Below are 24,211 nucleotides of genomic sequence, written 5' to 3'. Positions count from 1 at the left end.
GCGTTGATCTCCTAGAATCCTGCCAGGAGCCGCGATGGTCGCGGTCCGGCGTGCCCGGTGGTCATACTAGAGCATGAGCTTGCGCATCATCATCGCAGACGACCACCCCGTGGTCCGTATCGGAACCCGCGCCGTCATCGAGTCCAGCGGCGTTGGCCAAGTCGTCGGTGAAGCCGACAGCGCCCAGGCGCTGATGGCGCTGCTGACCAGCCAGCCATGCGACCTGCTGGTCACCGACTATTCGATGCCCGGCAGTCCCCAGGCCGATGGCTTCGCCATGATCGGCATGATCCGGCGCCGCCATCCCGACCTCAAGGTGCTGATGCTCAGCGTTTCCAGCAACCTGGCGATCCTGCGCATGGTGCTCGACAGCGGCGTGCTCGGCCTGGTCGACAAGAGTTCGTCGATGGACGAGCTGCCGCAGGCGATCCAGGCGGTGAACCGCGGCCAACTCTATATCAGCCGCAGCCTGCGCGAGCGGGTCGAGGCCGCCGGCAGCTGGCGCATGCGCGAAGGCGACGGCAAACCGCTGTCGCCGCGCGAACTGGAGGTGCTGAGGTTGCTCGGCACCGGCATGACGGTGAAGGAGATCTCGGTGCAGCTGCACAAGAGCGTCAGCACCATCAGCCGGCAGAAGGGCGATGCGATGCTGAAGCTGGGCCTGAAAGGCGATGCGGAGCTGTTCGACTATCTGCGTGACGGCAAAATCTGAATCCTGGCCATCCGGCCATTGAACTTTCAGGCAGGCTTCATGCCGTCTGACGCTAGATGAATACGCACGCCGCCCAGTGGCCCACGCAATGTTCCGGCAATCTCCGGGCGCCAGCGTGGTCACTACGGCAGCCAGGGCGCCCGCGCCCTCCCTGCCCACCGTGGCATGCCCCTACAGGAGAACCGAACATGCTCAGTACTTCCGCTCTCAGCTTCCGTGGCGTGGCGATGGCCCTGGCCCTGCTGGCCGGTGTCGCCGTGGTCAGCGACGCCAGCGCCATGTCGAGGAAGGACAAGCGCACCGTCGTCGGTGCGGTGGTGGGCGGCGTCGCCGGCCACCTGATCTCCAATGGCGATCCGGCCGCCACCGTCGGCGGTGCCGTGGCCGGCGGCGCGATCGGCAACCTGACCACCCCGGACCGCCACGACCGTCGTTATGACCGCCGCTACGACCGCGGCTACCAGCGCGGCTACGACCGGGGCTATGGCTATCGGGACCGCGGTCATGACCGCCGCTGGCGCGACAGCGACCGCCGCTACTACCACGACCGCGGTCGCCACCGCGGCTGGTAACCCTCGCCGGCACTGCCCGGCATCACCGGCAAACGGGCGGGTCGATGACCCGCCCGTTTGCGTCCGGGCCGTCCATGGCGTTGAATGCGCAGCCCTGGATGACTCCTTTGCCCCCGGCCCCCGCATGACCTCCACCGCCCACCGCGTGCAGGGCCTCAACAACGATGAGGTCGCTGCCGACTGGCCCGCGATCGATGCAGCCGAGGTCGCCTGGCTGGCCCGCCGTTATCCGGTGCTGGACGCGGACAGCGCCCTGCGTTGGCACAGCCCCCGGCCGTTGTCGGCCGCCGCGCTGGTCGAGGGTACCCGCGGCCGGGTGTTCATCAAGCGCCACCACCGCAGCGTGCGCAGTGCCGCCTGCCTGCAGGAGGAACACCGCTTCATCGCCCATCTGGACGCTGCCGGCGTGCCGGTGGTGAAGGTTCTGCCCACCGCCGGAGGCGACAGCGCCATCGAGCATGGGCCTTGGACCTATGAACTGCATTCACCGGGGGTGGGTGACGATCTGTACCGCGACGCCGCCTCCTGGACGCTGCTGACGGACATCGCACGGGCGCATTCTGCCGGACGCATGCTGGCCCGGCTGCATCAGGCCGCCGCCAGCTACCAGGCCCCACAGCGCAGCACGCATGTCCTGGTGGCACGCGACGAGCTGATCCGCGCCGCCGACCCCATCAGCGCGCTGGAAGCGGGTCTTCCCGACCGCCCGGGACTGGCGCGCTACCTGGCGCGGATTCCGTGGCAGGCGCAGCTGCGCCGCGACGTCCTGCCCTGGCATGCCGGCCTGGCCGAGCGCCTGTCCGCCGAGCCGCCGCTGTGGGCGCACAACGACTGGCATGTCTCCAACCTGCTGTGGCGCGGCGACGACGTCAGCACCGTGCTGGATTTCGGCCTCGCCTCACCTACCAGCGCGCTGTTCGACCTGGCCACCGCGATCGAGCGCAATGCCGTGGCCTGGCTGGAGCTGGAGCGGGGCCATGAGGCGGTGCGCATCGACATCGCGCTGGCGCTGCTCGACGGCTACCGCGAAGTGCTGCCGTTGTCGGCCACCCGCCTGCACCTGCTGGCGGACCTGCTGCCGATGGTCCACTTCGACTTCGCACTGTCCGAAGTGGAGTACTTCGAAGGCATCACCGGCTCGACAGCGAACGCCGATGTCGCCTGGTATCCCTTCATGCTGGGCCATGCCGCGTGGTTCGCCAGCGCACCCGGCCAGGCCCTGCTGCAGGCGCTGCATGCCGCCGCCTGAAGGGCATCGGCTCGCAAATCCCTGCCATCTGTAGTGAAATAGCGGCCTGAAGCGGGGGTGCCTGGATCTGCAGGCTGAGAGAGTCCCTTGGAACCTGATCCGGTTTGCACCGGCGTAGGGAGCTTTGAGCCGCAGCCACACCCCCGTTCCGGGCCGGTGCACCTGCGCGCCGTCGCTTCGTCTCCCCTGTTGTCCGAAGACGAATCGAATGAACCGCTGCCTGCGTCCCACCCTGCTCGCTCTCGCCCTCTGTGCCGCGCTGCCGCTGCATGCCAGCGAGGCTGGAGCCTCCCCCGACGTGACAGCCGACAGCGGCGAACGTTCGCCCACCGAGCTGGCAGCGGTCCGCGTGCAGGCCGGCAGGCCGGCGGCCGACAGCGCGCGGGTCAGTGCATTCGGCGCCGGCTCCTGGAAGGACACCCCGGCCTCGGTGAACGTGCTCGAACGCGACTACCTCGACCGTCGACAGGTGCGCTCGTTGTCCGAACTGGCCAGCAATGACGCCTCGCTCGGTGATGCCTACGCGCCGGTGGGCTACTACCAGAACGTCGCCATCCGCGGCTTCGCGCTCGATGCCGCCACCGGCTACCGCTTCAACGGGCTGGCCATCGCCGGCGAACAGCGGCTGGCGCTGGAGAACGTGCAGGCGGTGGAGATCCTGAAGGGTGAAGCCGGCCTCGCCGCGGGGGTGATGGCACCCGGCGGCATCATCAACTACATCGGCAAGCGCCCGGCCGAAGTGCGCACGGCTACCCTTGGCACCGATTCGGAAGGCTCGCGCTATGCCGCCGTCGATGTCGGCCACTGGATCACGCCGCGTTTCGGCATCCGCCTCAATGCCGCCTGGGAGGGCAGCGAGTCCTACGTCGAGCACGCCGACGGCCGCCGCAACTTCTATTCGCTTGCAGCGGACTGGCTGATCGGCGAGCGCGGCAAGCTGGAAGTGGACGCCAACTACCAGACCAGTTCGCAGCGCTCGGTGTCCGGTTACCAGCTGCTGGGCGCACGGGAGCTGCCTCGTGGCGTCGACCGCGAGCACCTGCTGGGCTATCAGCCGTGGCAGCGCCCGGTGGAAATCGCCAGCACCAACATCACCGCCGTACACACCTACGACTTCAACGAGCGCTGGCAGTCGCGGCTGTCGGTGGGCCACAGCCGCTCGGTGATCGACGACAACGTCGCCTTCGCCTATGGCTGCTACTACGCCGACGCGTGCGCTGATGGCAGCGTGCCCGGCAACTACTTCGCCCCCAACGGCGACTACGACATCTACGACTACCGCAGTCCGGACGATACCCGCCGCAACCAGCAGGCGCGCGCCGAGCTGCGTGGCCGCTTCGACACCGGCAGCGTCGGCCACCAGCTGACGGTCGGCGCCGACACGTTCCGCCGCACGGTGGACAGGCGACCGAGCGTCAACGAGTACGTAGGCAGCAGCAACATCCACGACACGCAGGTGCCGGTGTACGAGCCCTCGCCGCTGATGCCCGGCCCGTCCGCACGGCGTCTGGACAGCCGCCAGACCGCCGTGTTCGTGCTGGACCGCATGCAGTTCGGCGATGACTGGCAGTGGCTGGCCGGTGGCCGCTTCGTCCGCCTGGACGAGCGCGCGTACGACAAGCGCGGCACGCCGCAGCGGCACAGCCGGCTGTCGCGCTTCCTGCCGCAGACCGCGCTGGTATGGAAGGCCACCGACCAGCTCAATGCGTACGCCAGTTATGTGCGCGGCATTGCGCTGGGCCAAGAGGCACCGTTCTGGACCTCCAACGCCGATGCCTTCCTGCCGGCGGTGCAGTCACGGCAGCTGGAAGCCGGCGTCAAGTACGTGCCAGCTGCCTCGCTCACCCTGGGCGCCGCGCTGTTCCGCATCTCGCAGCCCTACCAGTACGCCATGCCGGATGACAGCGATGCCGGTTACACCTTCGTCGAGCGCGGCACGCAGACCCATACCGGCCTGGAGCTGACCGCCAACGGCCAGCTGACCGATGCGCTGCAGATCGTCGCCAGCGCCAGCGTGCTGCAGGCGCGTGCACGCGATACCGACACGCCGGGCCAGGAAGGCCATCAGCTGGTGAACGTGCCGAAGGTGCGTGCCAGTGTGCACCTGGCCTACGCACTGCCGTTCGTGCAGGGCCTGGATGTCACCGGTGGCTGGCGCTATGCCGCCGCCAATGTGGCCCGTGCCGACGGCGGCGTACGCGCGCCGGACTATTCGGTGTTCGATGCCGGCCTGCGCTTCCGCCACCGCGTGCATGAGCGCGCCGTGACCTGGAACCTGTCGGTGGACAACGTGTTCAACCGCTTCTACTGGCGCGACACCGGCAGCAGCGGCGGTGACTACTACCTGTTCCCCGGCGCACCGCGACAGGCACGCCTGTCGGTGACGTTCGCGCTGTGAGCGGCGCCGTGCTCGAGTGGACCGCCGCGCTGTGCAGCGTGCTGGGCGTATGGCTGATGGCGCGCCGGCGGCTGGCAGCGTGGCCGGTCGGCCTGCTGTCGGTGGCGCTGTACGGCCTGGTGTTCGCCGAGGCCAGGCTGTACTCCGACACGCTGCTGCAGGTCGCCTTCGCCGGCTTCCTGGTCTATGGCTGGATCAACTGGCGCCAGCACGCCGCCGACGAGGGTAGCATCCGCATCGTGCCGCTGGCGCGCGGGAAACTGCTGCGTGACCTGATCATCGGCCTGTGCGGTGGCGTGGCGCTGGGCACGGTCATGCACACCTTCACCGATGCCGCGCTGCCATGGCTGGACGCGATGCTGACCGCCCTGAGCCTGGTCGGCCAGTGGTGGCAGGCGCGCCGCCATGTGGCGTGCTGGTGGGTGTGGATCGGGGTGGACGTGGTCTATGTGGGCGCGTACCTGTTCAAGTCGCTGCACGTCACGGCCGCGCTGTATGTGTTCTTCCTGGGGCTGGCAGTATTCGGCCTGCGCGCCTGGAGTGCGGCGGCGCGGGAGCGCGAGCTGCTGCCGGCGCGGTAGTGCCGCGCGGTACACCTCACTTCGGCTGCAGCACCAGCCCCAACCGCAACGGCTGGCGCATGTCGCCCGGTGGCGCCGACGACAGCGGCGCCGACTGCAGCGTCGCGCGCAGATCCGCGTCCGCCTGCGCATCGCCGAGGCTGTCGAATTCCAGTTTCGCGATGCGGCCATCGGCTGCGATCCAGAGGCTGACCGGCAGCGGCGTGGGCACCTGTGGGTGCGCCTGCAGCCAGGCCAGCACGCGCTGCACCTTCGGGTCCTGCTCCTGCTGCAGGCGCTGCTGCAGCTCACTGCCTGCCGTGGCGGCGTAGGCCATCCAGTGCGGTGGAGCCTCATCGGCCGAGACGGCCCCGGCGCCGCCCAGCGCCAGAAGGCCGATCAGCGACGCCAGCGGTCGCCACCAGCGGCGGCGGTCGGCGCGAAGTACGGATTCCATGGCAGCACCCTCAGGCAGTCGTCCAGCGCTCCATCGTCGGCGGCGCGGATGACAGGCAGATGGCGGGCAGGCATTACCCGCCCAGGTCGGCCAGCACCTTGCGCGAAGGCGCGAAGAAGGTCACGCCGGTCATCGCGGTAGAGAAGTCCAGGATGCGGTCATGCAGCGGCGCAGGGTTGCCGATGAACATGCGCTCGAGCATCTTCTCGATCACCCACAGGCGGCGCGTGTAGCCGATGAAGTACGTACCGTACTCACCGCGCCCCGGATTGGCGAAGGGCATGTTGTCGCGCAGGATGTCGTGCTCGCCGTCGGCGTCCTCGATGGTGCACAGCGTCTTGTGCGACTTCTGCGCGTCGGCCGGCGCATCGTCCAGCTCGGTGTTGTCGTGCTTGGTGCGGCCGATGATCGCCTCCTGCACCTCGGTCTTCTGCGCGCGCCATGCGTCGAGGTTGTGCAGGTACTTCTGCACCACCACGTAGCTACCGCCGGCATGGGCCGGATCCTCGTCACCGACGATCGTGGCTTCCGGCAGCGACAAGCCTTCCGGATTGGCCGTGCCGTCCACGAAATCGAGCAGGTCGCGGCCGTCGAAATAGCGGAAGCCGGCCACCTCATCGACCGTCTCCACCGCATCGCCGAACGCCATCAGCAGGTTGCGCTCGAACGCCACGATCAGGTCCATCGTGCGTGCGCGGATGTGGTACAGCAGATCGCCCGGGGTCGACACCGCGGTGTGGGTGGCGCCCTTGATCTCGCGGAACGGATGCAGCTCGCGCGGCGGGGTACTGCCGACCAGCGGCTGCCACACACGGTGGCCGATCGCCACGTTGCAGGTGAAGGTCCGTTCGATCTCGCGGATGGCCGTGTTCTTGATCAGGTCATCGGTGCTGGCCAGCACGTCGCGCACCTTCGCGATCGAGTCCGCATCATCCTTCACCTTCAGCACCAGGAAGGCGGCCGAGTGGGTCAGCGGCGCAGTGATCTGCTGCGGCTCGTTGTCGAGCGTGTGATTGAGGGCGGTGATCGGTGCGGGCTGGGAATTCACGGCAGTTCCTGCGGGCTTGAGGCGGGCGCATCGCGCATGGCGCGGCGATGTGCGGGCGATCATAGCGGAACGGCTTCCGCTGCGACGGAGCGGTTCTCAGTCGCGCGCCAGCCGCTTGGGGCGCAGAAAAGTGAAGCCCGGCGCTAGGCCGGGCTTCGATGGCGTGCGGGAGAGAGAGAGAGTCACACGCCAGTTACACGCACTAACGACAGAGCGTTTCTTACCAGGTGAAGCGCGGGCCGACGAACCACTCGCGGTCGCCCGCCTTGGCCAGCTTCACTTCGCCACTCAGGCCCCAGTTCTGGTTGAACTTGGCGGTGGCACCGACGCGGCCGTAGAACTCGCCGTCCGGGTTGTAGCCGTGCTTCTTGCTGAAATCTTCGTAGCCAGCCAGCGCGTAGCCTTCCAGGTACGGGTTGAACGCGGTGCGCACGCCCACTTCAGTGGAGTAGCCATTGAAGTCCAGGCCGCGCTTCTCGTCATACTTCTGGTAGGCCACGCGGGCCACCAGGTCGGTGTTCGGTGCGATGCCGTAGTTGTAGCCGACACCCAGGCGCCACTGGTCGACGTCATTCTTGAAGCGGTCGGTTTCCTGCGCGCTGTAGTCGCCGAAGATGTGGAAGTTCGGGTGGACGGCCACCGAGCCCTTCACGCCCCAGCCATCGGCGTCGCCGCCCTTGGCATCGGTGTTCACGTAGCCGCCTTCAACGTAGTTGTACGACAGGCCATCGGCAGCCGATGCAGCGAACGGCAGGGCAGCCAGCAGACCCAGGGCAAGCAGCGAATTCTTGTTCATCGGGACACACCTTTAATTATTTTGGTTTCGTCGACCGCCTCCCGGGAGGGGGAGAGAGGAGAGGCGGTCGACAGGTGTGAATTATCCGTTTGTTGGCGAAATCAGCCCTGAATATTGAACTGACCGGTACATGAATGAAGTTGCTGTTCAGGGAACTCCGGGGCTGGTCGACAGTAGACGGGCAACCATAGGTTTGCGTTTTTGCTGAACCTATGGTTGCGCAAGGACTGAAAACCTATGGTTGCAGTGGATTAGGGGCAGAGCTGACGTCCGCGGTTCATTGGCCCTCGCCAACGGCCAAGGAGGCAAGCACCGCCCTGACGTCGGTCCAAACTTGTCGGTCCTTAACAAGTAAGGAGATCCTTTAGGTGCCCTACGAAGGTTCGCGGCCTTAGGAGTCGAACGAAGCATCCGGTTGGCGTTAGCGACTCAGGACCAGTAGTGGCCGACATCGCCAGAGTTTCGTCCGCCACGGGCCGTACGCTGTCGCCCCTCGCTCCTCTTGAATCTCACGGCTGCTTAATGCCAATAGCGGACGTTCAACTCTGAAACTAAGCCGCGCCGCGTAGCGACTTCGGCTGGAATAGATGCTTAGGAGGACGCCCAATGGTTGTGCACGAGAGTAACTTGATTTGACCAAAAAGTAAGACGCTTGATGGGGTCGCGACTGCCCTTGTAGAGCCCAATTTTCTCGGCAGCAGAAAAGAATCCTTCGCCAGGGTTGTTGTCGTTGCCATAGTGGACGATTAGCGCGGTAAGCATTGGCCGGCAATTCTCATTCTCATACAAAACTATGTCGCCGAGCTTCCTCGCAATCTCATCACGATCTTTATCTTTTGACATATCCAAGTCTATCAGTGGAGCGACGTCGCTGTATGCGGCCAGAGACTTCGTCTTCGCAAGCTGAACAAGCTTTTCGTACAGTATCGCGTCGATGTTCATTAGTGCGCCCACCTTTGGAATCAATCCGCGCCGCGAAGCGGCGTCGATTTGGACGAATAGCTCGGCATCTCTAGAGCCATTTTGGAAAGACGAGCCTTCCTCTGCGAGCACTGGGGAAGGTATAGCGAGGAGCGAAGTCGCTGTACCACAACACTTGGTGCCGGCAGTGGTCCACAAAACCTTCGTCGCTCCAGAGGGCTTTCATTTCCACCCTTGTGAGGCGAGCACTTACATCTTCAGTGTGCATGGCACTGAACACTCGACCGACATATGGATTCAGCTTTGGCCACTCATTTGTCTTTCTTTTGAAGTGGCCATGCGGAACAGATGGGTAACAATCGCGATCGCCAACGGTGAACATCCAAGTGTTAAGCGCCATAAACTGCATGTAGGGAGATTCATCATTGACCTCTTCCAGGCTGTCTCTTGAACGTGCGTCGTCTCCGGTCTTTTGCTGTTTGACGAGCTCTTTGCGTTCACAACATTGAGCTTCCTCGCCGCTGTTGAGGCGTGGATCGCGCACGCCGTCACCAAGCTCCGAAAGCCACTCTGCAATTTTCATCCTTTCAATGTATTCGGCCACCCCAATCAGTCCGATCTCATAGCTTAGATCTGTAAGTAGAATAATGTTCGAGTTCATCGGGTCGCCCTTGGGGAGCCTAACTCCCGATCCAAACCGCGCCGTGACGCGCCGCGAAACGGCGTCGCCTTGAATTAATTCTTAGCCAACGGTGAAAGCACCGATCGGATCAATGCCTTCGGACAATATGGCAAGCAGTTGCTTGAAGTAGCTAAGTATCTCGACATATGTAGCATTCGCTGTGGCAATCCCCATTGCGGGCTTATGAATAACCACCTCGGGTGTCCAGCGACGCGCATCAACACTCGGCATGGCTTCCTTAGCCAATGATAGGAGGTTGTTATAGTTATCACCGAATTGCTGATGAGGCTTTTGCTCGCGCTCCTTTAAAGAAAGCTTCTCTAGCGCAGAAGCCGCGCCTTCTATCTGGGAGTAAATTTGGTCTGGTGTGACGGACATGGCCTTCCCCTTGGCTAACTACCTAATAGACGGACCCCTGGGTCCGGTTGTACGACTTACCCACAAAGGAGCGTGTGCTGGGCTTTCCCGTTAATATAGCTCGATCTTAGGACGGCTGGATCCGGCTAACAAGCAACCGTATAACTGGACCCAGCGGTAGTCTCGGCGCACCAATGACCGCAATGAGTCGAAAGCGGAGAATAGCACCAGACCAGGCGCCGACGCAGCGCTGATGTCTGCTTCCGGCCAAAAGCGGTCCTTCTTGACCTAACTGCTCAGCGGGCTTAGCACTGAACTCCAAACATCGGGAGGCCACCACAATGCGGTCTCCCTTAAGATCTTCTCAGATTCGTTGCAGACGCCGCCAGGTCTAATCTCCGATTCCTGCCATTGATGCAAGGTTCCGGGAAACGCTGGCTACGGTGCAGCTGGGGCCATAGCCAAATAGCTCCAGCTTGCCTGCTCCAAGGGCGTCTCGAATACTGATAGGGCATCGTGTCAAGGCAGTTTCACCCTTTCGCCTGAGCTAGCCCGTCGAACATGGCCACCCCGACAGAATCCGAACAACCTAATCTCTTATCCAAGAACGACCCTACTAATAGTCCGTCGGGTCTTCCCCCATCCAAGGGTTCCCCCAAGCGGAAGTGGTTGCGACAACTGCACTGGCAAGCCCACTGGCTTCTGCCCAATCTGATCCCGGGTCCATACCGGTCGGATCGTGACTACGAACGCGAGCACGACCGGAAGCAGAACGAACGCATCCGCGTGCCGCTCGAGCTGGATCTCAGGGTAAACGTGATCTGGGGCGTCGAACTCTATGGATCGGCGGAAGTAGAGGGCCTGTATAGCGGACTGGAAAAGCTTGGCTGGAAAGGCGCGGGTGCCTGGAACGAGAAGGACAGCGTGCTGAGGTGGGTCCGCGAGAGGCGGTCCTTTGGTGCAGAGGCTTGGTTGAACGTGGGGTCGGTGCTAGGAAAAGAACGTCGCAGCAACACCTCATTGATCCACAATTTCGCAACGCTGCCGCCGGGAGTGGAGTCGTTGATGGTTCGTGTCCATCAGATCACCTCGTCCCTCACTGCGATGGTCGTGGGATTCGAGCTGGATGAGTCCTTGGCCCAGCGCTATGCGACAGAGCTCAACCGGGACCGCACGACCTACCGCCGGCGCAGCTTTCGGTCTCGCCGATCGATCGAATCCATAGGCCCAGAGAACCAGAAGCGCGAAGCTATCGAGGTAGCCCGGAGGGACCTTCGCCGCATGGTCGGGAACTGGTTCGGGCAGCACATTCCAGGCTTCTTCAGCGGACTGAATCGCCCCGAGAGGTTTCCAACAATGGAATTGCTGACCTCCCAGAGCGGGCCAATCTTTCATGAACCAGAGCATTCGCCAAACAACGGATTTCCTAACTGGCGCTGGGCATTGGCCAATGTTTCTCGGCATGAAACATGGACCTACAAGGACTTGCCTGGGCTTCAGCTATCGATGGGAGGATTCAGGGCGGAAGAGGAAGGGTTGCATGTCCTGACTGCCTTGGATGTCGCGGCCTTCCCCGAGGAGAGGGTGAAGTTCTACGGCGGCAAGACCATGAATGCCGTTCTCTATGTGTGCCACGAGGAACTTCAGGGAATTCTCATTCATGCATCGACGCTCGAATATCTGAAGGAGCAACTGCGAGACATCAACGTTACGCGCGAGAACCTAAAGAAGGCACGATCAGGTCGACGTAGCGTCAAGCGCTCGCTGCACGAGATCAGCCAATTCTTCGATAGAACACTGGGATCACCTGCAGTCGCAAGGGAGCTTGCTCGGAAGTCCAAAGATATGGGCTGGTACAATCACGATTGCCCATCATTCACCACACCAGGCTGGAGGGATGGTGACAAGCCGCGAGAATTGCCTGAGGAAATTCGCGGCGGAGTCAATTACCTGGCGAATCGACTAACCGAGGAGGAGGTTTCGATACGTGAGCATTTCGAGCAAGTATCTGCAGTCCTCAGTGTTCGCGAGAGCATCAAAGCCCAACGCCGTATGGAATGGCTGACTGTTCTCGCACTGGTGGTAGCATTCGCTTCGCTGATGGTCGCATTCCTGCCACGGGACAAGCTCGCCAGGGATCTCGACGCTCTGAGGAAAGACGTCGTCTCGGCATTCTGGCAGGCGAGAGAGGGATAGTTAAGAATCTGCAGGTTGATAATCCCCACGCTGGGCGGTGTGACCCAGGCTCACCCTTGATACGAATCGATCTTAGTGCAGTTAGGTCGCCGCACGAGCCAGCAAACAGCCGAACCCAGCACTTGCCGCGGCGGCCGCACCAATGTCCGCTTTCGGCCAGAAGCAGACATTAACGGGGCAGCCGGCAGTGGGCTGTTCTGACCTGCCCACGCCAAGCATCTGGACCTTCGCAAGACCTTGTCCAGTAGCACCAACGACAACAAGCAGTGGCGGACAAATGAACTGCATCGAGGAAGAAGGGCTCTGAGCTGATCGCCGCGAAATTCACCGACGCCATGGGCCGCGCTTCCTTCTCGCCGGGCAGATTCCTGGGGGGCGGCGCGCGGGGGCTTTTGCATTGACTGAGCCAGCGTCGGCACATACTTTGATTCACCTCTGCCGATGAGCGCTGGCTACCCCCAGCGCGTGCTGCATGCCTGTTTCCGATTCCGCCCTGACCCGATCGTTCCTGGACCTGTCCAAGAAGGACGATGCCGAGACCCAAGACTATGAATTCCTCTACGGCCTGCTGCCCGGCGGGGACCTGACCTGGGACGAGCTGCTGGAAGCGGACCGGGTGTTGATCGTCTCCGAGGCGGGTGCTGGCAAAACCTACGAGTGCAAGGCGCAGCAGGAGCGCCTCTTCGCGCAAGGCGAGTCGGCGTTCTACCTGGAGCTGGCGAGCCTGGCCAATTCCACGCCGGAAGCGCAACTCAAGCCGGCACAGCGCCAGCGATTGGAGAGCTGGCGGAGCGCGCAGAACGAGCGAGCGGTGTTTTTCCTCGATTCCATCGACGAGCTGCGGCTGACCCCGCACTCATTCGCCCTCACGCTTCGCCAGTTCGCCAATGCCTTAGGGGACGATCTCGACCGGGCCTGTATCGTGCTGACGACGCGACCGGGCACCGCCGATCGTGCCATCGTCGAGAACGAGCTGCCTCTTCGACAGGTCGTGCGCGTAATAGAGGCGGAGGAAGCGTTTGCCGACGTGGCCATGCGAGTGGAGCTGCCCCAGGACGCCAGCGCGATGCCGCGGTTGCGCTTCGTCGCACTGGCGCCGCTGAACGAAGCGCAGATGCGAGCGTTGGCCCATATCGAAGGCGTGGGCGATCCGGACGAGCTACTGAAAGCTATCGAGGCGGCGCACGCCCAAGAATTTAGCAAGCGGCCGCTGGACTTCGTCGAGCTGTGCGCGGACTGGAAGGCCCACGGCCGCATTCGCGGTCACCGCGACCAGTTGGAGTCGAGCATCGCGGTCAAGCTGCGACCGCGCGCCCGCAGCGAGCGCGATGAACCGGCGGATCTTCAGCCCAACAAAGCGCGCGAGGGCGCCGAGCGCTTGGCTCTCGCGGCGCTGATGACGCGCAATTTCACCTTGTGGCATGACGCTGAAACCGGCCGGGGACACGGCGCCGACGCGCTTGACCCCCAGTCGCTCCTGAGGGATTGGACCGCTGCGGAAATCCAAACCCTGCTCGAACGGCCGCTGTTCGGCTTTGCGTCCTATGGCCGCGTGCGCTTTCACAATCGTTCCGCCATCGAGTACCTAGCGGCCTGCCGGTTGCTCGGGCTGATGAAGCATGGTTTGCGCATGCGCACACTGCAGCGTTTGCTGTTCGTGACCTCCCCCGTCGGCCTGAAACTCGTGCGTCCGACCATGCAACCGGTGGCGGCCTGGCTGGCCTCGCTGTTGGACCCGATTCGCAATGAAGTGCTGCAGCGCGATCCGAGCATCTTGCTGCGTTTTGGCGATCCTGGCGCATTGCAACCAGCGATGCGCGTCCAAGCCCTAGAGCTGTATGCCCAGCGCTATGGGGGCGGTGGCTGGCGCGGCATGCACGTGCCGGCGCTGCAGGCGCGCCGCCTGGCCTCGCCGGAGCTGGCGCCCACAATCCGCAAGCTGTGGGACGCGGGCATCGAAAACGACGAAGTACGCGAGACGCTACTCGACCTGATCGAAACCGGCCGGATCCATGCCTGCGCGGACATCGCTTTTGACGTGGCGGTGGATGTCGCGCGCGACGTGCGCGAGCGCCTGGACGGCCTCAAGGGCCTGGCGGCGACCGATGACCCGCGTCTGACCGGGCTACTCGACCAGATCGCCTCCCAGCACGCCGGCTGGCCGCCAGATCTGGCCAAGCTGGCGATCTTGTATTTGTTCCCCGCCAAGATGACCCTGGTCCAGATGTTGGGATCCCTGCGTGCCCTGAAGTACCGTCGCTTCGACGCGGGCGGCATCTCGAGTTTTCTGCCCGATGCAATCACGCGCGCGCGAACTGCCCCAGCCGGCTTGGAGCTGCTTCGCGACGGACTGACGCATTACGTCACCGCGGACTGCGCATGGGACCCTGTTAACTATCGCATGCGCACCGGTCGACGCGACCTTGTCGGCCCGCTCACGCGGGTGTGCGAGCTGCAAGTACGGGATCGTGCCGCCGATGGCCCGTTGGCCGAATCTGTCGCCCTGGTCTTGCAGCTGTCGCGCGATGACGACTACGCCGACGATCACACCCGACGCTTGCGCGAGCTGCTTATCACCGCGCGCCCCTCGTTGCGCGCCGCCGTGTTCTGGGAACAAGATGCACTGCTGGCCAGCAAGATGGCCGGCAAGGATGCCGATGATCGGTTAGTGCGCATCTTGTGGGCGCCCTCGCTCGCGCTGGATCTAGCCTTGGACCAAGCCTGGATGGAGGCGGCCCTGGGCGATATCGCCATACCGCCTGCACGGCGACGCTTAGTGCTGGACTGCCTCATTCAAACGGTACGTGGCACGGCTCTTGCCCTGTCCACGCTCAAGGCACTGCGGCCGATGGTGAGCGATACCCCGGCGCTGGCGGTCCATCTCGATGAAGCCGTAGGCCACATCGAAAATCCCCCGCCGCTGCCACAGTGGGCAGAGGAGAGCCAAAAGAAGATGCGCGAGCGCGCGCGCAAGCAATTCAAGGATCGCGCCAGTTGGAAGTTGTTCTTCCGCGAGTTGAACGATGCCCAAGGCCAGCGCCTGTCCGCAGATCGCGCCGCCAACTCGGCTATTAACTTGGTCGAAGTGATGTCGCGCGTGCGCGACGGCAGCCAGCACATCGCTTGGAATCGAGGCTTCCTCGAGCGCATTTTCCCCGACAAGGTTGCGCAGCTTCGCCAGTTGCTGATCGACCAGTGGCGCAAGGTCACACCCACCTTGCCGTCTGAGCGTCCCGAAGAACAACGCAACTGGTACTACAAAAGCTGGCGGGTGGGACTGATCGGCCTCTATGCAGAGGCCGAAGACCCGGACTGGGCGCGACGGTTGACGAAGGCCGAGGCGCAGTTGGCGATGCGCTATGCGCTCACGGCCATGAACGGGTTGCCAGCGTGGGTGGGCGCGTTGGTGCAGGCACACCCGGAAGTCGTCCGGGACATGCTAGCGCCCGAACTGGAGGCGCAACTGAACGACACCGGCGAGCAGTCCACGCATTCGTCGCTGCTTCAGTACACCGAACACTCCGGACCCAGCGTCAACGCCCTGTTCGTGGACACGATCCGGGCCTGGCTCACCGCTGCCTTGGCCTCCGGCGCCTCCCTCCACGGATCCAACAAGTTCGAACGGGCTATCGACCTGTTGCTCATCCACGGTACGCCCGGAGATGCGGCGTCGATTGTTGCCGCCGCGCAAACGTTCATAGCGCGTGGCCTGGATCAACAAGGGCTGTTGTTCTGGCTGCCCCTGCTGTTGCGGCTTGCCCCGCGCCAGGCTGTGGACGAGATGGAGCGGTTGGCAGCGCCCGTCACGCCCGCCCTCATGTCGATCGTGACCGATTGGCTCGGCGTGCTGTTCGGCCATCACTCACGCGGCGAGGCCGTGACCACGGAGCTGCTGACGGACCCCGAGCTATTGTATCGCCTAGTGCTGCTGGCTTACCGCCATGTCCGTGTCGCTGACGATCGCGAGAACGATGGGCCTAGGCGATCAGATTCCCGCAGCAATGCCGAAGTCGCCCGAAGCCGACTGGCCCAACTCTTGTTCGAAAGCAAAGGTGCGGTCGCTTGGGAGTACAAGTTGAAGTTCGCGCGAGATCCCCTGGCGGCGCACTTCAGAGAACGCGTCACCGCCCTGGCGGAGCAGACCATGGCGCAAGAATGGGATGCACCGCTGTATCGCCTGTCGGACGTGGCCGCGCTCGAATCGATCCATGACATGGCGCCAGTTACGCGGGCGGATATGGCGGCCTTGCTGCTTGATCGCCTGGGCGAGCTTGATGATCGGCTGCGCCAGGATTCCTCCCCGCGGCAACTGTGGGCTCGGCTTCGGGAAGAGACGGAACTGCGACGGCTGGTTGCCGCAGAGCTCGAGCACCTGGCCAACGGCGCGTACAGCGTGTCGCAAGAGCAAGTCACCGGAGAGGAGAAGGAAACGGACGTTCGCCTGCGCTCCTCCGGCTATCCCATCGAGGCCGTGATCGAGCTGAAGGTGGGTGACAAGGACTACTCGGTGGCGGACTTGCGCAAGGCCCTGCGCGACCAGCTGGTGGGTCGATACATGGTGCCGGAAGCGCGCCGAGTGGGCTGCCTGATGATTTCGCTTGCAACGTCCAGGCAATGGAAACACCCCGAGGACGGACACCTGATGGATGTCGAGGAAGTCATCGCCCTGCTGCAGGTCGATGCGGACGACATCGTCGCCGGGCTGGGATTTGAGTCGCTGCTCGTGGTTCGTCAGCTGGACTTGCGGCCGGTCGTATTGCCTTGACTTGTGCGCCCGACACCCCCCTTTAGTCGCGGGCCGAGCGCTGAGCCCGAAGTTGGCTTGCATCGCCAAGCTCAACTCGAGTCGTGGAACTTGGCTCAGCCTTTGACCAAAGGCGCTTTTAAGAACTGCGCCAGCACGTCCCCGTGCGCGTGGTGCTCCAGCGCCACGTCGGCGTACTTGGCCCTCCAAGCGTAGTAACTGGCAGGGCTGAAGCCATGCTGCCGGCCCAGCTCGGCGACCCCATGCCCGCATCAGCCTGCTTAATGAAACCGATGATCTGCTCGGTGCTGAATCGACTCTTCTTCATGTCCGTCCTCTTGGGGCGACGGACTTTGCAGCTTCACGTGGTACGGACTAGCGGGGGCAGGTCAATCGCGCGCACCTGGTGCGCGATACTTGTTCCGTCAAGGCATACGACAAAGTAGTCATTTTTTGCTCGCGGGCATGGTGAGCACCCGCACCTTCGATTGGGTCTAGCCGAAAGCTGGTGAACGTCTCCTTCGGGTCGCATCACGCCTTGCTTCTAGGCTCGGGCGAAGCCTGACCACTCCCTTCAACAGGAGTAGGTCATGGCAATTGTTCACACACACCAGCCCCACGAGCTCTGGAACAAGGGAAAGCTGATCGGCCAGAAGGCGCCGCTCAAGCTGAAAGATATCTGGGCCATCCGGATCAGACTTCAGCTTGGCCACAAGGTTCGAGATCTAGCCCTGTTCAATCTGGCAATCGACTCCTAGCTCCGCGCCTACGACATGGTGAAACTCCGGGTGTCCGATGTATCTCACGGCAGGCAGATGGCTTCGCGAGTTATGGTGATGCGACAGAGACCGGTCGCCTTGTCCAGTTCGAAATTACCCAATCGACTCGCGAGGCTGTACAGGCTTGGATCACTCATGCTGACCTGAAGGCCTCGGACTTCCTGTTCGCGAGCCGCGTGTCGGACTCGCCCCACCTTTCGACGAGGCAGTACGCTAGGATTGCCCACCGCTGGGTGGAGGAAGCTGGTCTCGAGCCGGGCTCCTATGGCACGCACACGATGCGCAGGACCAAAGCTTCGTTGATCTACCGCAGGACGCGAAGCCTCAGGGCTGTCCAGCTATTGCTTGGGCACACAAGCTCAAGAGCACCGTGCGTTACCTAGGCATCGAGGTCGATGATGCCTTAGAGATTGCGAGCAGACCGATGTCTGAGTCCATAAGGGTCTCTCCTCGCCAATCGAAGGTCGAGGAGCGGCCAGTAGCTGTCTGTTAATGAGTTCGGCCCAAGCAATGCTCGGGCGGACATGCAAAGGTGTCCCGTAACGAATGTCAGCCGAAGCTACCTTGCGGCGCGCGATGACGGGTCAATTTTCGTTTGGCTCGCCGACTTGGTCTTCGTGAGCGATTCCCGCGATGGGTACGACTGCGATCTCCGAGCTCGCCTGCTTTTGAAGTGAGAGTGGGACACCTCCCGTCACGCATTCCATCGTAACGATGTGGCCCTCCCAATCACTTCCGTTCGCGGCGCAGATCGGCACGACACGTCCGCGCACACCATCGATGAAGCGCTTCATCTGCGGCGGAGATGCAAAGTAACCGGGAGCGCGCTCTTCAGCTTCAGCAGCGTTGGAGTAGAACCGGGTCTTGAGTCGCCTCGAGGAAGCCGGATCGCCCGGCTGATAGGCGATGTCCTCCAGCTCGCCATCCAAAAAGCGGCCGAGAATGTACTCGTCGATTACAGGCACAGTCCGCGCGGCAATGCCAACGTGGGTGCTGGTGCTCACGATGACCAAGGGTTTGACCTTGAAGTCTTCGGCCAACGCCATGCCGAGCCGGCGCGCATCCCCAATGAAGGCAGTGCGGTTATCCTCAAGCGCTTTGGCCTTTCGCAACGCCTGCTCGGCAGCGCCCAGCACTGTTTTGCGGTGCATGGCGATGCCTTTGGCATCGGTGGGCTCGAGGATGCACTTGGCTTCCGCCACGAACACGGTGTTGCCGATGGAGAAGATCAGATCGATCTGCTCCTCGCGGCTGCCAGCGGCTCTGAACGTATAGTCGTCCGTAATGCACGCGGCTACGGGGGACAAGAGTTTCGATCCCCGAATTGCGTCTATGACAACCTTCCGAATGTGGGTTTCGAACGCGGGTCCTCGTCTGCCTAGGTCCACGCCGGCCTGTCGCATCCACACATCGACTAGCCGCCTCAAATTTGGGGATACGACCGCTGCGAAGATAGGTACCACGGTCTCCGGCCCAACAGGTACCAGTGGCTGCGCCCAGATCTCCTGTCCCGCATTGCCACGGAACGTGAAGAACTCCACGATTTGCCTACCTTCCGGCTTGTTGATCCCGGTCGCGGCCGCTAGTGCGTCCACTAGCGCACCGACCTGCAGCGTGGGCGCGTATTCGGGCATCCAGGCATGCACACGATCGTCCCCAACATTACGGGCATGTTTCTCGCCAATGGACTGAACCAGCACATGCGCGGCGCGCGAGATGACCGTCCAGGCGTCGATGAGCGCGGACAAGGTCAATCCTTGGAGAGATTCAAGACGTTCCTCAAGCAACTCTCCGTAATACGGCTCGGCGGCATGGGTGCGCAGGACAGTGAGGTCCTGGATCACCTCGGTAGAGACGCCGTGCTTGGCGACCTTGATGATTTGCCGTTTACCACGACGCTCGATGCCGTAGACCTCACGGACTCTCAGCCGCGCACCGCTAGCGAGCACGTCGCGCTGGAAGTGCGTCGCCACTACGTTAAAAGCCATTGAGAGCGAAGTCCGGCGCGCCAGGCCTATTCGATAGGCGCGGAGTACATCGATATCCTGCGGCAGGAAAACCTTGACTCGCCCCTTGTCGACCATCTTGTAACTGTTCCAGAGGCAGTCATCCCACACGTCCTCGGCGAAGCGATACAGGATGCCTAGATTCAGCTCGCGGCCGGCCTCGATCCACGGGATCTGATTCATTCGAGGATTGCCGGCCAAGCCAGGGTTGGCTTGCAGAACAACCCGGATTGGTAGTTCGATTCCATCCACAAGGCTTTCCACGACCTCGTTGGGCATCCAGTCGAATCCCCCTGGCAAGCTGAGTTTCACCCCCGCCATTTCCTCCATGGCGTAGATCTCATCCGATTCGCCCTCTCTATCCGCCTGAAATTTCTCGATCGCGAGCTTGGTCTTATCGCGCGTGACGAATAAGTCGTAGTTCGCGATCGCAAGAAACGCCCGAAGTTTGGTCGTCGCGGAGATCGTGTCGGATGAGGAAAGCTTCAGGACCCCGCGAATCACCGCGAGCTTTTCGTGTAGGGCTAGCCCAGCGGCATGTATGTCGTGATCTACGGCGTCCGGCGCGGGCAGGTCACCGAATGCGCGGTTCCACTTGTCAGGCGTGAATGCCCGCCTCAGCGGCCCGGCGATATCGCCGTCGCGGACTCGCTTCGTAAATTCCCCCACCTTCATCTCCTACGCCTGGTGCAAGTCCGTGCAAGTTACCGGAATTTGCTCACGGGAACGCAACAAGGTCCGCTTAGGGTCGAAAGCGGAGAATAGCACCAGGCCAAGCGCCGACGCAGAGCTGATGTCCGCTTCCGGCCAGGAGCGGGCATTGGCGAGTATCTCCATCTGAAGTCCAGTCCCCGTTCAAAAACCGGCAACGCTCCGTGGCCTAGTCGTGCGCCTCTTAAGATCGCAATAAAGCTGGAGCGCCCCATCGCACACGTGAGCAACACGACGAAATGGAAGCGCCGGCGGACTGAGTCGAGGACACAACAACGGTCCCAATAGTTAGCAGGTGAAGAGGTGTGGGATTGCAAGCCTTATTCAGATTTATGAATGCTTTAGGCTTCGTCAGATTAAACTGAATAGGGGCAACCATAGTTCTGCTCGAGGATCGTCATCTGACGCAAAGTCTTTGTTGGACCTATGTTCTGCCCTGAGCGGGGGCGAACGTATGCTTGCCAAGCAACCATAGTTGAGCGAGTAGACGGGGCTAGACGGTATGACCTTTGGTTGCAGAGGCGGTCAAACCTATGCTTGCCCGTCTAACAGCGCATGCTGCTGCATGCCAGCGCCACCTACCCGTCATGTCCCTTCAGGCGGCTGACACCTGTCACTGGTTCGGAAAGGCTCCGGCGCGAATAGTACGCGTCACCGCCCGGCACCACTGCGCCGGCACTCACCCAAGGGGACCTGTCATGAGCCTGTTCCAGCAACTCCTTTCGCATACTCCGATCTGGGTCTGGGTGCTGATGGTGTTTCTCATCACCCGGGGCATCGCGGCCATGAAGCCCGGCGAAACCTCGTTGCCTACGCTGGCGATCGTGCCGGCGGTGTTCGCGGCATGGGGGGTGTGGTCCATCAGCCACCGCTACGGCGCATCGTGGTCGGCCTGGGGCGAGTGGCTGGTCGGCGTCGGCGCAGGAACGGGCCTGGGTTGGCTGTTGCTGCGCCGGGCGCGTGTGGCCATGAACAGTGCGACGGGACGGCTGTGGCGCAGCGCGGATTACAGCCTGCTGCCGCTGCTGCTGATCACTTTCCTGGTGAAGTATGGCTTCGAAACGGCGCTCGCAGTGTCGCCCGCGCTGAGCGCGAACGCAGGTTTCAGCGCTGCCTACCTGCTGCTGTCCGGTGGTTTCACCGGCATCTTCATCGGCCGCTACTGCCGGTATCTGTCGGCGGCACGCCTTGAGGGGCACAGCCGGATGGGGGCTGCCAGCTGAGGCGGGTGCACCCGGGAGGCGTCGCGCAGCGCCGTCACCCGGTGCCGGCTGCGGTCGTCGCCCCTGCGGCCTGCGCCAGCACTACCGCTGCAGCGTCGCCCTTGCGCTCGCTGTAGCGATCCACCAGGTAGTCCGCCCGGCCCCGCGTCAACAGGGTGAACTTCACCAGTTCCTCCATGACATCCACCACCCGGTCGTAGTATGGCGAGGGCTTCATTCGTCCGTCCTCATCGAACTCCTGCCAGGCCTTGGCCACCGAAGACTGGTTGGGGATGGTCAGCATGCGCATCCAGCGCCCCAACACCCTCAGGGTGTTGACGGTGTTGAACGATTGGGAGCCGCCACTCACCTGCATCACGGCCAACGTTCTGCCCTGCGTGGGCCGCACGCTGCCGTCCTCCAGCGGCAGCCAGTCGATCTGGTTCTTGAACACGCCGGTGACGGTACCGTGCCGTTCCGGGCTGACCCACACCTGCCCCTCAGACCACTGCGACCACGCGCGCAGCCGCTGCACTTCGGGATGGCTCCTGTCCACGCTGTCCACCATCGGAAGCGCATGCGGATCGAACACCCGGGTTTCGCAACCCAGATGCTGCAGGAGCCGCTCGGCTTCCAGGGCCAGCTTGCGGCTGAACGACTGCGGCCTCAGCGAACCGTAGAGCAGCAGGATGCGGGGCGGTCCCAGATTCCCCGCGGCGAGCAGGCTGGGGTCGGGCCGGGGCAGCGAGGCTTCCCTCAGATTCGGCAGCTGGGTACTTGCGATCGTCTTATTCATTCGACTATTCTAGAAATATGGAAACGTCAAATGCAATCGTCGCGCTCACCGCGTTGGGCCACGCCACCCGCCTGGCGGCCTTCCGCCTGCTGGTGGAAGCCGGTCCAGCGGGGCGCGTGGCCGGTGACATCGCGGCGGCCCTGCAGGTGCCACCGGCCACACTCAGCTTCCACCTGAAGGAGCTGGTACAGGCCGGCCTGGTGGAGAACGAGAGCCAGGGCCGCAATGTCTGTTACCGCGCCAACTTCGCCGCCATGACCGGCTTGATCGAGTACCTCACGCACAACTGCTGCGCGGGTTCGCCGAGCGAGGAGTGCGGGCCCACTGCGCCCGCATGCAAGTGCTGAAGTCCGATCCAACCTCCTGCCATCACAACGATTGCACCATGACACGCAACGTCCTGTTCCTCTGTACCGGCAACAGCGCCCGCAGCGTCCTTGCCGAGGCCACGCTGCGAGCCTGGGGCGCTGAACGTTTCAATGCATTCAGCGCAGGCAGCCACCCCACCGGCCAGGTCAACCCATTCGCGCTCGCACAGCTGCAGGCCGAAGGAATCACCATCGATGGGCTGCGCAGCAAATCGTGGGATGAGTTCGTGGATGCTGCGCCCATGGACCTGGTGATCACCGTGTGCGATTCGGCTGCGGCAGACGCCTGCCCGGTGGTGTTTGGCGACTTCATTCGCAGCCACTGGGGCCAGCCGGATCCGGCCGCAGTTGCAGGCAGCGATGCCGAGAAAGCAGCCGCGTTTGCACGCGCGCATGCCATCGTGAAATCGCGGCTGCGTGCGTTGATCGATCTGCCCGGATCGTTGTGGTCCGACCGCGAGGCAATGCAGAACGCTCTGGATCAGATCGGCCGGTTGCAGCCGACCGACAGCACACCGTGACGGCGCCCGCGCGCATGCGCCTGTTCGAGCGCTACCTCACCCTGTGGGTCGCGCTGTGCATCGCGGCCGGTACCCTGCTGGGACACCTCCTGCCCGGCGCCTTTGCGGCACTGGCGTCCGCCGAAGTGGCCAAGGTCAACCTGCCGGTCGCGGCACTGATCTGGCTGATGATCATCCCGATGCTGCTGAAGGTCGACTACGGCGCAATGCGCCAGTTGCAGCAGCACTGGAAAGGCATCGGCGTAACGTTGTTCATCAACTGGGCGGTCAAGCCCTTTTCGATGGCACTGCTGGGCTGGGTATTCCTGCGTCACCTCTTCGCGGAATGGCTGCCAGCCGGCCAGATCGACAGCTATATCGCCGGCCTGATCCTGCTGGCAGCCGCGCCCTGCACCGCGATGGTGTTCGTGTGGAGCAACCTGTGCCGCGGCGATGCGAACTTCACGTTGAGCCAGGTCGCGCTGAACGACGCGATCATGGTGGTGGCCTATGCGCCGGTGGTCGCGTTGCTGCTCGGCATGTCCGCGATCACTGTTCCGTGGGACACCCTGCTGCTGTCAGTGGGTTTGTACATCGTTGCACCTGCCGGTGTTGCCACCCTGCTGCGCCGCTGGATGCTTTCGCGCAGCGGCGAGGCCGGTCTGCAGCTGGCGCTGACCCGACTCGGCCCGGTTTCGCTGTCGGCCCTTCTACTGACACTGGTGCTGCTGTTCGGCTTTCAAGGTCAGCAGATCGTCGAGCAGCCGCTGGTCATCGCGCTGATCGCCGTGCCCATCCTGATCCAGGTCTATTTCACTTCGGGCCTGGCCTATCTGCTCAACCGTCGTCTGGGCGTCGCCCATTGCGTGGCCGGCCCGTCGGCGCTGATCGGCGCGAGCAACTTCTTCGAGCTGGCGGTCGCCACCGCCGTCGGGCTCTTCGGGGTGCATTCGGGCGCCGCACTGGCCACCGTTGTCGGTGTGCTGATCGAGGTGCCGGTGATGTTGTCGGTCGTTCGTATCGTGAACCGTACTGAAGGCTGGTACGAGAGGCATGGTGCGGGTGACCGCGGGCGGTCGTAGAGGGCCGATGCCTGCTTCTGGCCCGCGCTGTCGCAATCGTCCAAGTTTCGCGGCACCCCGAAGCACTCAACCACG

21 protein-coding genes, 1 pseudogene and 1 riboswitch are annotated in these 24,211 nt (G+C 63.1%); of the genes and pseudogenes, 13 read left to right on the top strand and 9 right to left on the bottom strand.

Annotation, left to right across the window (positions count from 1 at the left end; genetic code table 11):
- Positions 1 to 73 precede the first annotated feature (73 nt).
- The 5 genes from ACVOJ1_RS05090 to pnuC all read left to right on the top strand — a co-directional run bounded on the left by ACVOJ1_RS05090 (position 74) and on the right by pnuC (position 5,512).
- Positions 74 to 712 carry a response regulator gene (locus tag ACVOJ1_RS05090; RefSeq protein WP_053518414.1) on the top strand — a complete coding sequence of 213 codons (639 nt, stop codon included), beginning with the start codon at positions 74 to 76 and terminating at the stop codon, positions 710 to 712.
- A gap of 188 nt (positions 713 to 900) precedes the next feature.
- Positions 901 to 1,284, top strand: coding sequence for a glycine zipper 2TM domain-containing protein (locus tag ACVOJ1_RS05085; protein ID WP_074902303.1), 384 nt, complete (start codon positions 901 to 903; stop codon positions 1,282 to 1,284).
- A gap of 124 nt (positions 1,285 to 1,408) precedes the next feature.
- A complete protein-coding gene (locus tag ACVOJ1_RS05080; protein WP_065182057.1) occupies positions 1,409 to 2,533 on the top strand; it encodes a phosphotransferase enzyme family protein in 1,125 nt (374 codons plus the stop codon).
- A 43-nt stretch (positions 2,534 to 2,576) separates the two neighbouring features.
- A riboswitch (TPP riboswitch) is annotated at positions 2,577 to 2,671 on the top strand.
- Positions 2,672 to 2,741: 70 nt separating this feature from the next.
- A complete protein-coding gene (locus tag ACVOJ1_RS05075; RefSeq protein ID WP_346480094.1) occupies positions 2,742 to 4,931 on the top strand; it encodes a TonB-dependent receptor in 2,190 nt (729 codons plus the stop codon).
- Positions 4,932 to 4,939: 8 nt separating this feature from the next.
- Positions 4,940 to 5,512, top strand: coding sequence for a nicotinamide riboside transporter PnuC (gene pnuC, locus ACVOJ1_RS05070; RefSeq protein ID WP_053518445.1), 573 nt, complete (start codon positions 4,940 to 4,942; stop codon positions 5,510 to 5,512).
- Positions 5,513 to 5,528: 16 nt separating this feature from the next.
- On the opposite strand, the gene ACVOJ1_RS05065 is transcribed toward pnuC, so the two are convergent.
- The 6 genes from ACVOJ1_RS05065 to ACVOJ1_RS05040 form a co-directional block, all read right to left on the bottom strand.
- Positions 5,529 to 5,948, bottom strand: a complete 420-nt coding sequence (locus ACVOJ1_RS05065) for a hypothetical protein (RefSeq protein ID WP_340044206.1) — start codon at positions 5,946 to 5,948, stop codon at positions 5,529 to 5,531.
- 73 nt (positions 5,949 to 6,021) lie between these two features.
- Entirely contained in the window at positions 6,022 to 6,996 is a 975-nt protein-coding gene (locus tag ACVOJ1_RS05060; protein WP_074902309.1) for a Dyp-type peroxidase, read from the bottom strand.
- 220 nt (positions 6,997 to 7,216) lie between these two features.
- Positions 7,217 to 7,792 carry an OmpO family porin gene (locus ACVOJ1_RS05055; protein WP_065174160.1) on the bottom strand — a complete coding sequence of 192 codons (576 nt, stop codon included), beginning with the start codon at positions 7,790 to 7,792 and terminating at the stop codon, positions 7,217 to 7,219.
- Positions 7,793 to 8,383: 591 nt separating this feature from the next.
- Entirely contained in the window at positions 8,384 to 8,734 is a 351-nt protein-coding gene (locus ACVOJ1_RS05050) for a hypothetical protein (protein WP_346480093.1), read from the bottom strand.
- 70 nt (positions 8,735 to 8,804) lie between these two features.
- Positions 8,805 to 9,374: a hypothetical protein gene (locus ACVOJ1_RS05045; RefSeq protein WP_346480092.1), complete on the bottom strand. Its 570-nt coding sequence runs from the start codon at positions 9,372 to 9,374 to the stop codon at positions 8,805 to 8,807.
- A gap of 81 nt (positions 9,375 to 9,455) precedes the next feature.
- Positions 9,456 to 9,773 (bottom strand): hypothetical protein, encoded by a 318-nt coding sequence (locus tag ACVOJ1_RS05040; protein ID WP_346480091.1) that lies wholly within the window; start codon positions 9,771 to 9,773, stop codon positions 9,456 to 9,458.
- Between the two features lie 648 nt (positions 9,774 to 10,421).
- Between ACVOJ1_RS05040 and ACVOJ1_RS05035 the strand changes: the two genes are divergently transcribed.
- The gene (locus tag ACVOJ1_RS05035) at positions 10,422 to 11,948 is read left to right on the top strand and encodes a hypothetical protein (protein WP_346480090.1); all 1,527 of its coding nucleotides are present in this window, start codon (positions 10,422 to 10,424) and stop codon (positions 11,946 to 11,948) included.
- A gap of 472 nt (positions 11,949 to 12,420) precedes the next feature.
- Positions 12,421 to 16,713, top strand: coding sequence for a hypothetical protein (locus tag ACVOJ1_RS05030; RefSeq protein WP_346480089.1), 4,293 nt, complete (start codon positions 12,421 to 12,423; stop codon positions 16,711 to 16,713).
- A 158-nt stretch (positions 16,714 to 16,871) separates the two neighbouring features.
- Here ACVOJ1_RS05030 and ACVOJ1_RS05025 read toward each other — a convergent pair.
- A pseudogene (locus tag ACVOJ1_RS05025) lies at positions 16,872 to 17,020 on the bottom strand (transposase); the annotation flags it as partial.
- Positions 17,021 to 17,282: 262 nt separating this feature from the next.
- Between ACVOJ1_RS05025 and ACVOJ1_RS05020 the strand changes: the two are divergent.
- Together ACVOJ1_RS05020 and ACVOJ1_RS05015 are read left to right on the top strand one after the other, a co-directional pair.
- Positions 17,283 to 17,450: an integrase gene (locus ACVOJ1_RS05020; RefSeq protein ID WP_346480088.1), complete on the top strand. Its 168-nt coding sequence runs from the start codon at positions 17,283 to 17,285 to the stop codon at positions 17,448 to 17,450.
- On the top strand, positions 17,372 to 17,854 hold the full coding sequence (locus ACVOJ1_RS05015) for a tyrosine-type recombinase/integrase (RefSeq protein ID WP_346480103.1): 483 nt from the start codon (positions 17,372 to 17,374) through the stop codon (positions 17,852 to 17,854). Before ACVOJ1_RS05020 ends, ACVOJ1_RS05015 begins: the two co-directional genes overlap by 79 nt.
- Before the next feature lie 201 nt (positions 17,855 to 18,055).
- On the opposite strand, the gene ACVOJ1_RS05010 is transcribed toward ACVOJ1_RS05015, so the two are convergent.
- Complete coding sequence (locus ACVOJ1_RS05010; protein ID WP_346480087.1) at positions 18,056 to 20,152, bottom strand: hypothetical protein; 2,097 nt, start codon at positions 20,150 to 20,152, stop codon at positions 18,056 to 18,058.
- Positions 20,153 to 20,886: 734 nt separating this feature from the next.
- On the opposite strand from ACVOJ1_RS05010, the gene ACVOJ1_RS05005 reads away from it, so the two are divergent.
- Positions 20,887 to 21,411: a DUF6622 family protein gene (locus ACVOJ1_RS05005; protein WP_346480086.1), complete on the top strand. Its 525-nt coding sequence runs from the start codon at positions 20,887 to 20,889 to the stop codon at positions 21,409 to 21,411.
- A gap of 34 nt (positions 21,412 to 21,445) precedes the next feature.
- Here the strand turns inward: ACVOJ1_RS05005 and arsH are convergent, their stop codons facing one another.
- Positions 21,446 to 22,186, bottom strand: a complete 741-nt coding sequence (gene arsH, locus ACVOJ1_RS05000) for an arsenical resistance protein ArsH (protein ID WP_346480085.1) — start codon at positions 22,184 to 22,186, stop codon at positions 21,446 to 21,448.
- A gap of 17 nt (positions 22,187 to 22,203) precedes the next feature.
- On the opposite strand from arsH, the gene ACVOJ1_RS04995 reads away from it, so the two are divergent.
- The 3 genes from ACVOJ1_RS04995 to arsB are packed head-to-tail and all read left to right on the top strand — an operon-like array spanning position 22,204 to position 24,136.
- On the top strand, positions 22,204 to 22,533 hold the full coding sequence (locus ACVOJ1_RS04995) for an ArsR/SmtB family transcription factor (protein WP_053518034.1): 330 nt from the start codon (positions 22,204 to 22,206) through the stop codon (positions 22,531 to 22,533).
- A gap of 38 nt (positions 22,534 to 22,571) precedes the next feature.
- Positions 22,572 to 23,075 carry an arsenate reductase ArsC gene (locus tag ACVOJ1_RS04990; protein WP_065182163.1) on the top strand — a complete coding sequence of 168 codons (504 nt, stop codon included), beginning with the start codon at positions 22,572 to 22,574 and terminating at the stop codon, positions 23,073 to 23,075.
- Between the two features lie 14 nt (positions 23,076 to 23,089).
- The gene (arsB, locus tag ACVOJ1_RS04985; RefSeq protein WP_346480084.1) at positions 23,090 to 24,136 is read left to right on the top strand and encodes an ACR3 family arsenite efflux transporter; all 1,047 of its coding nucleotides are present in this window, start codon (positions 23,090 to 23,092) and stop codon (positions 24,134 to 24,136) included.
- The last annotated feature ends 75 nt before the right edge of the window (positions 24,137 to 24,211 follow it).

This window comes from Stenotrophomonas sp. STEN225 (assembly GCF_056756445.1).
Note: the sequence above shows the minus strand (reverse complement) of the source record. Positions and strands in the feature narration are given on the sequence as shown.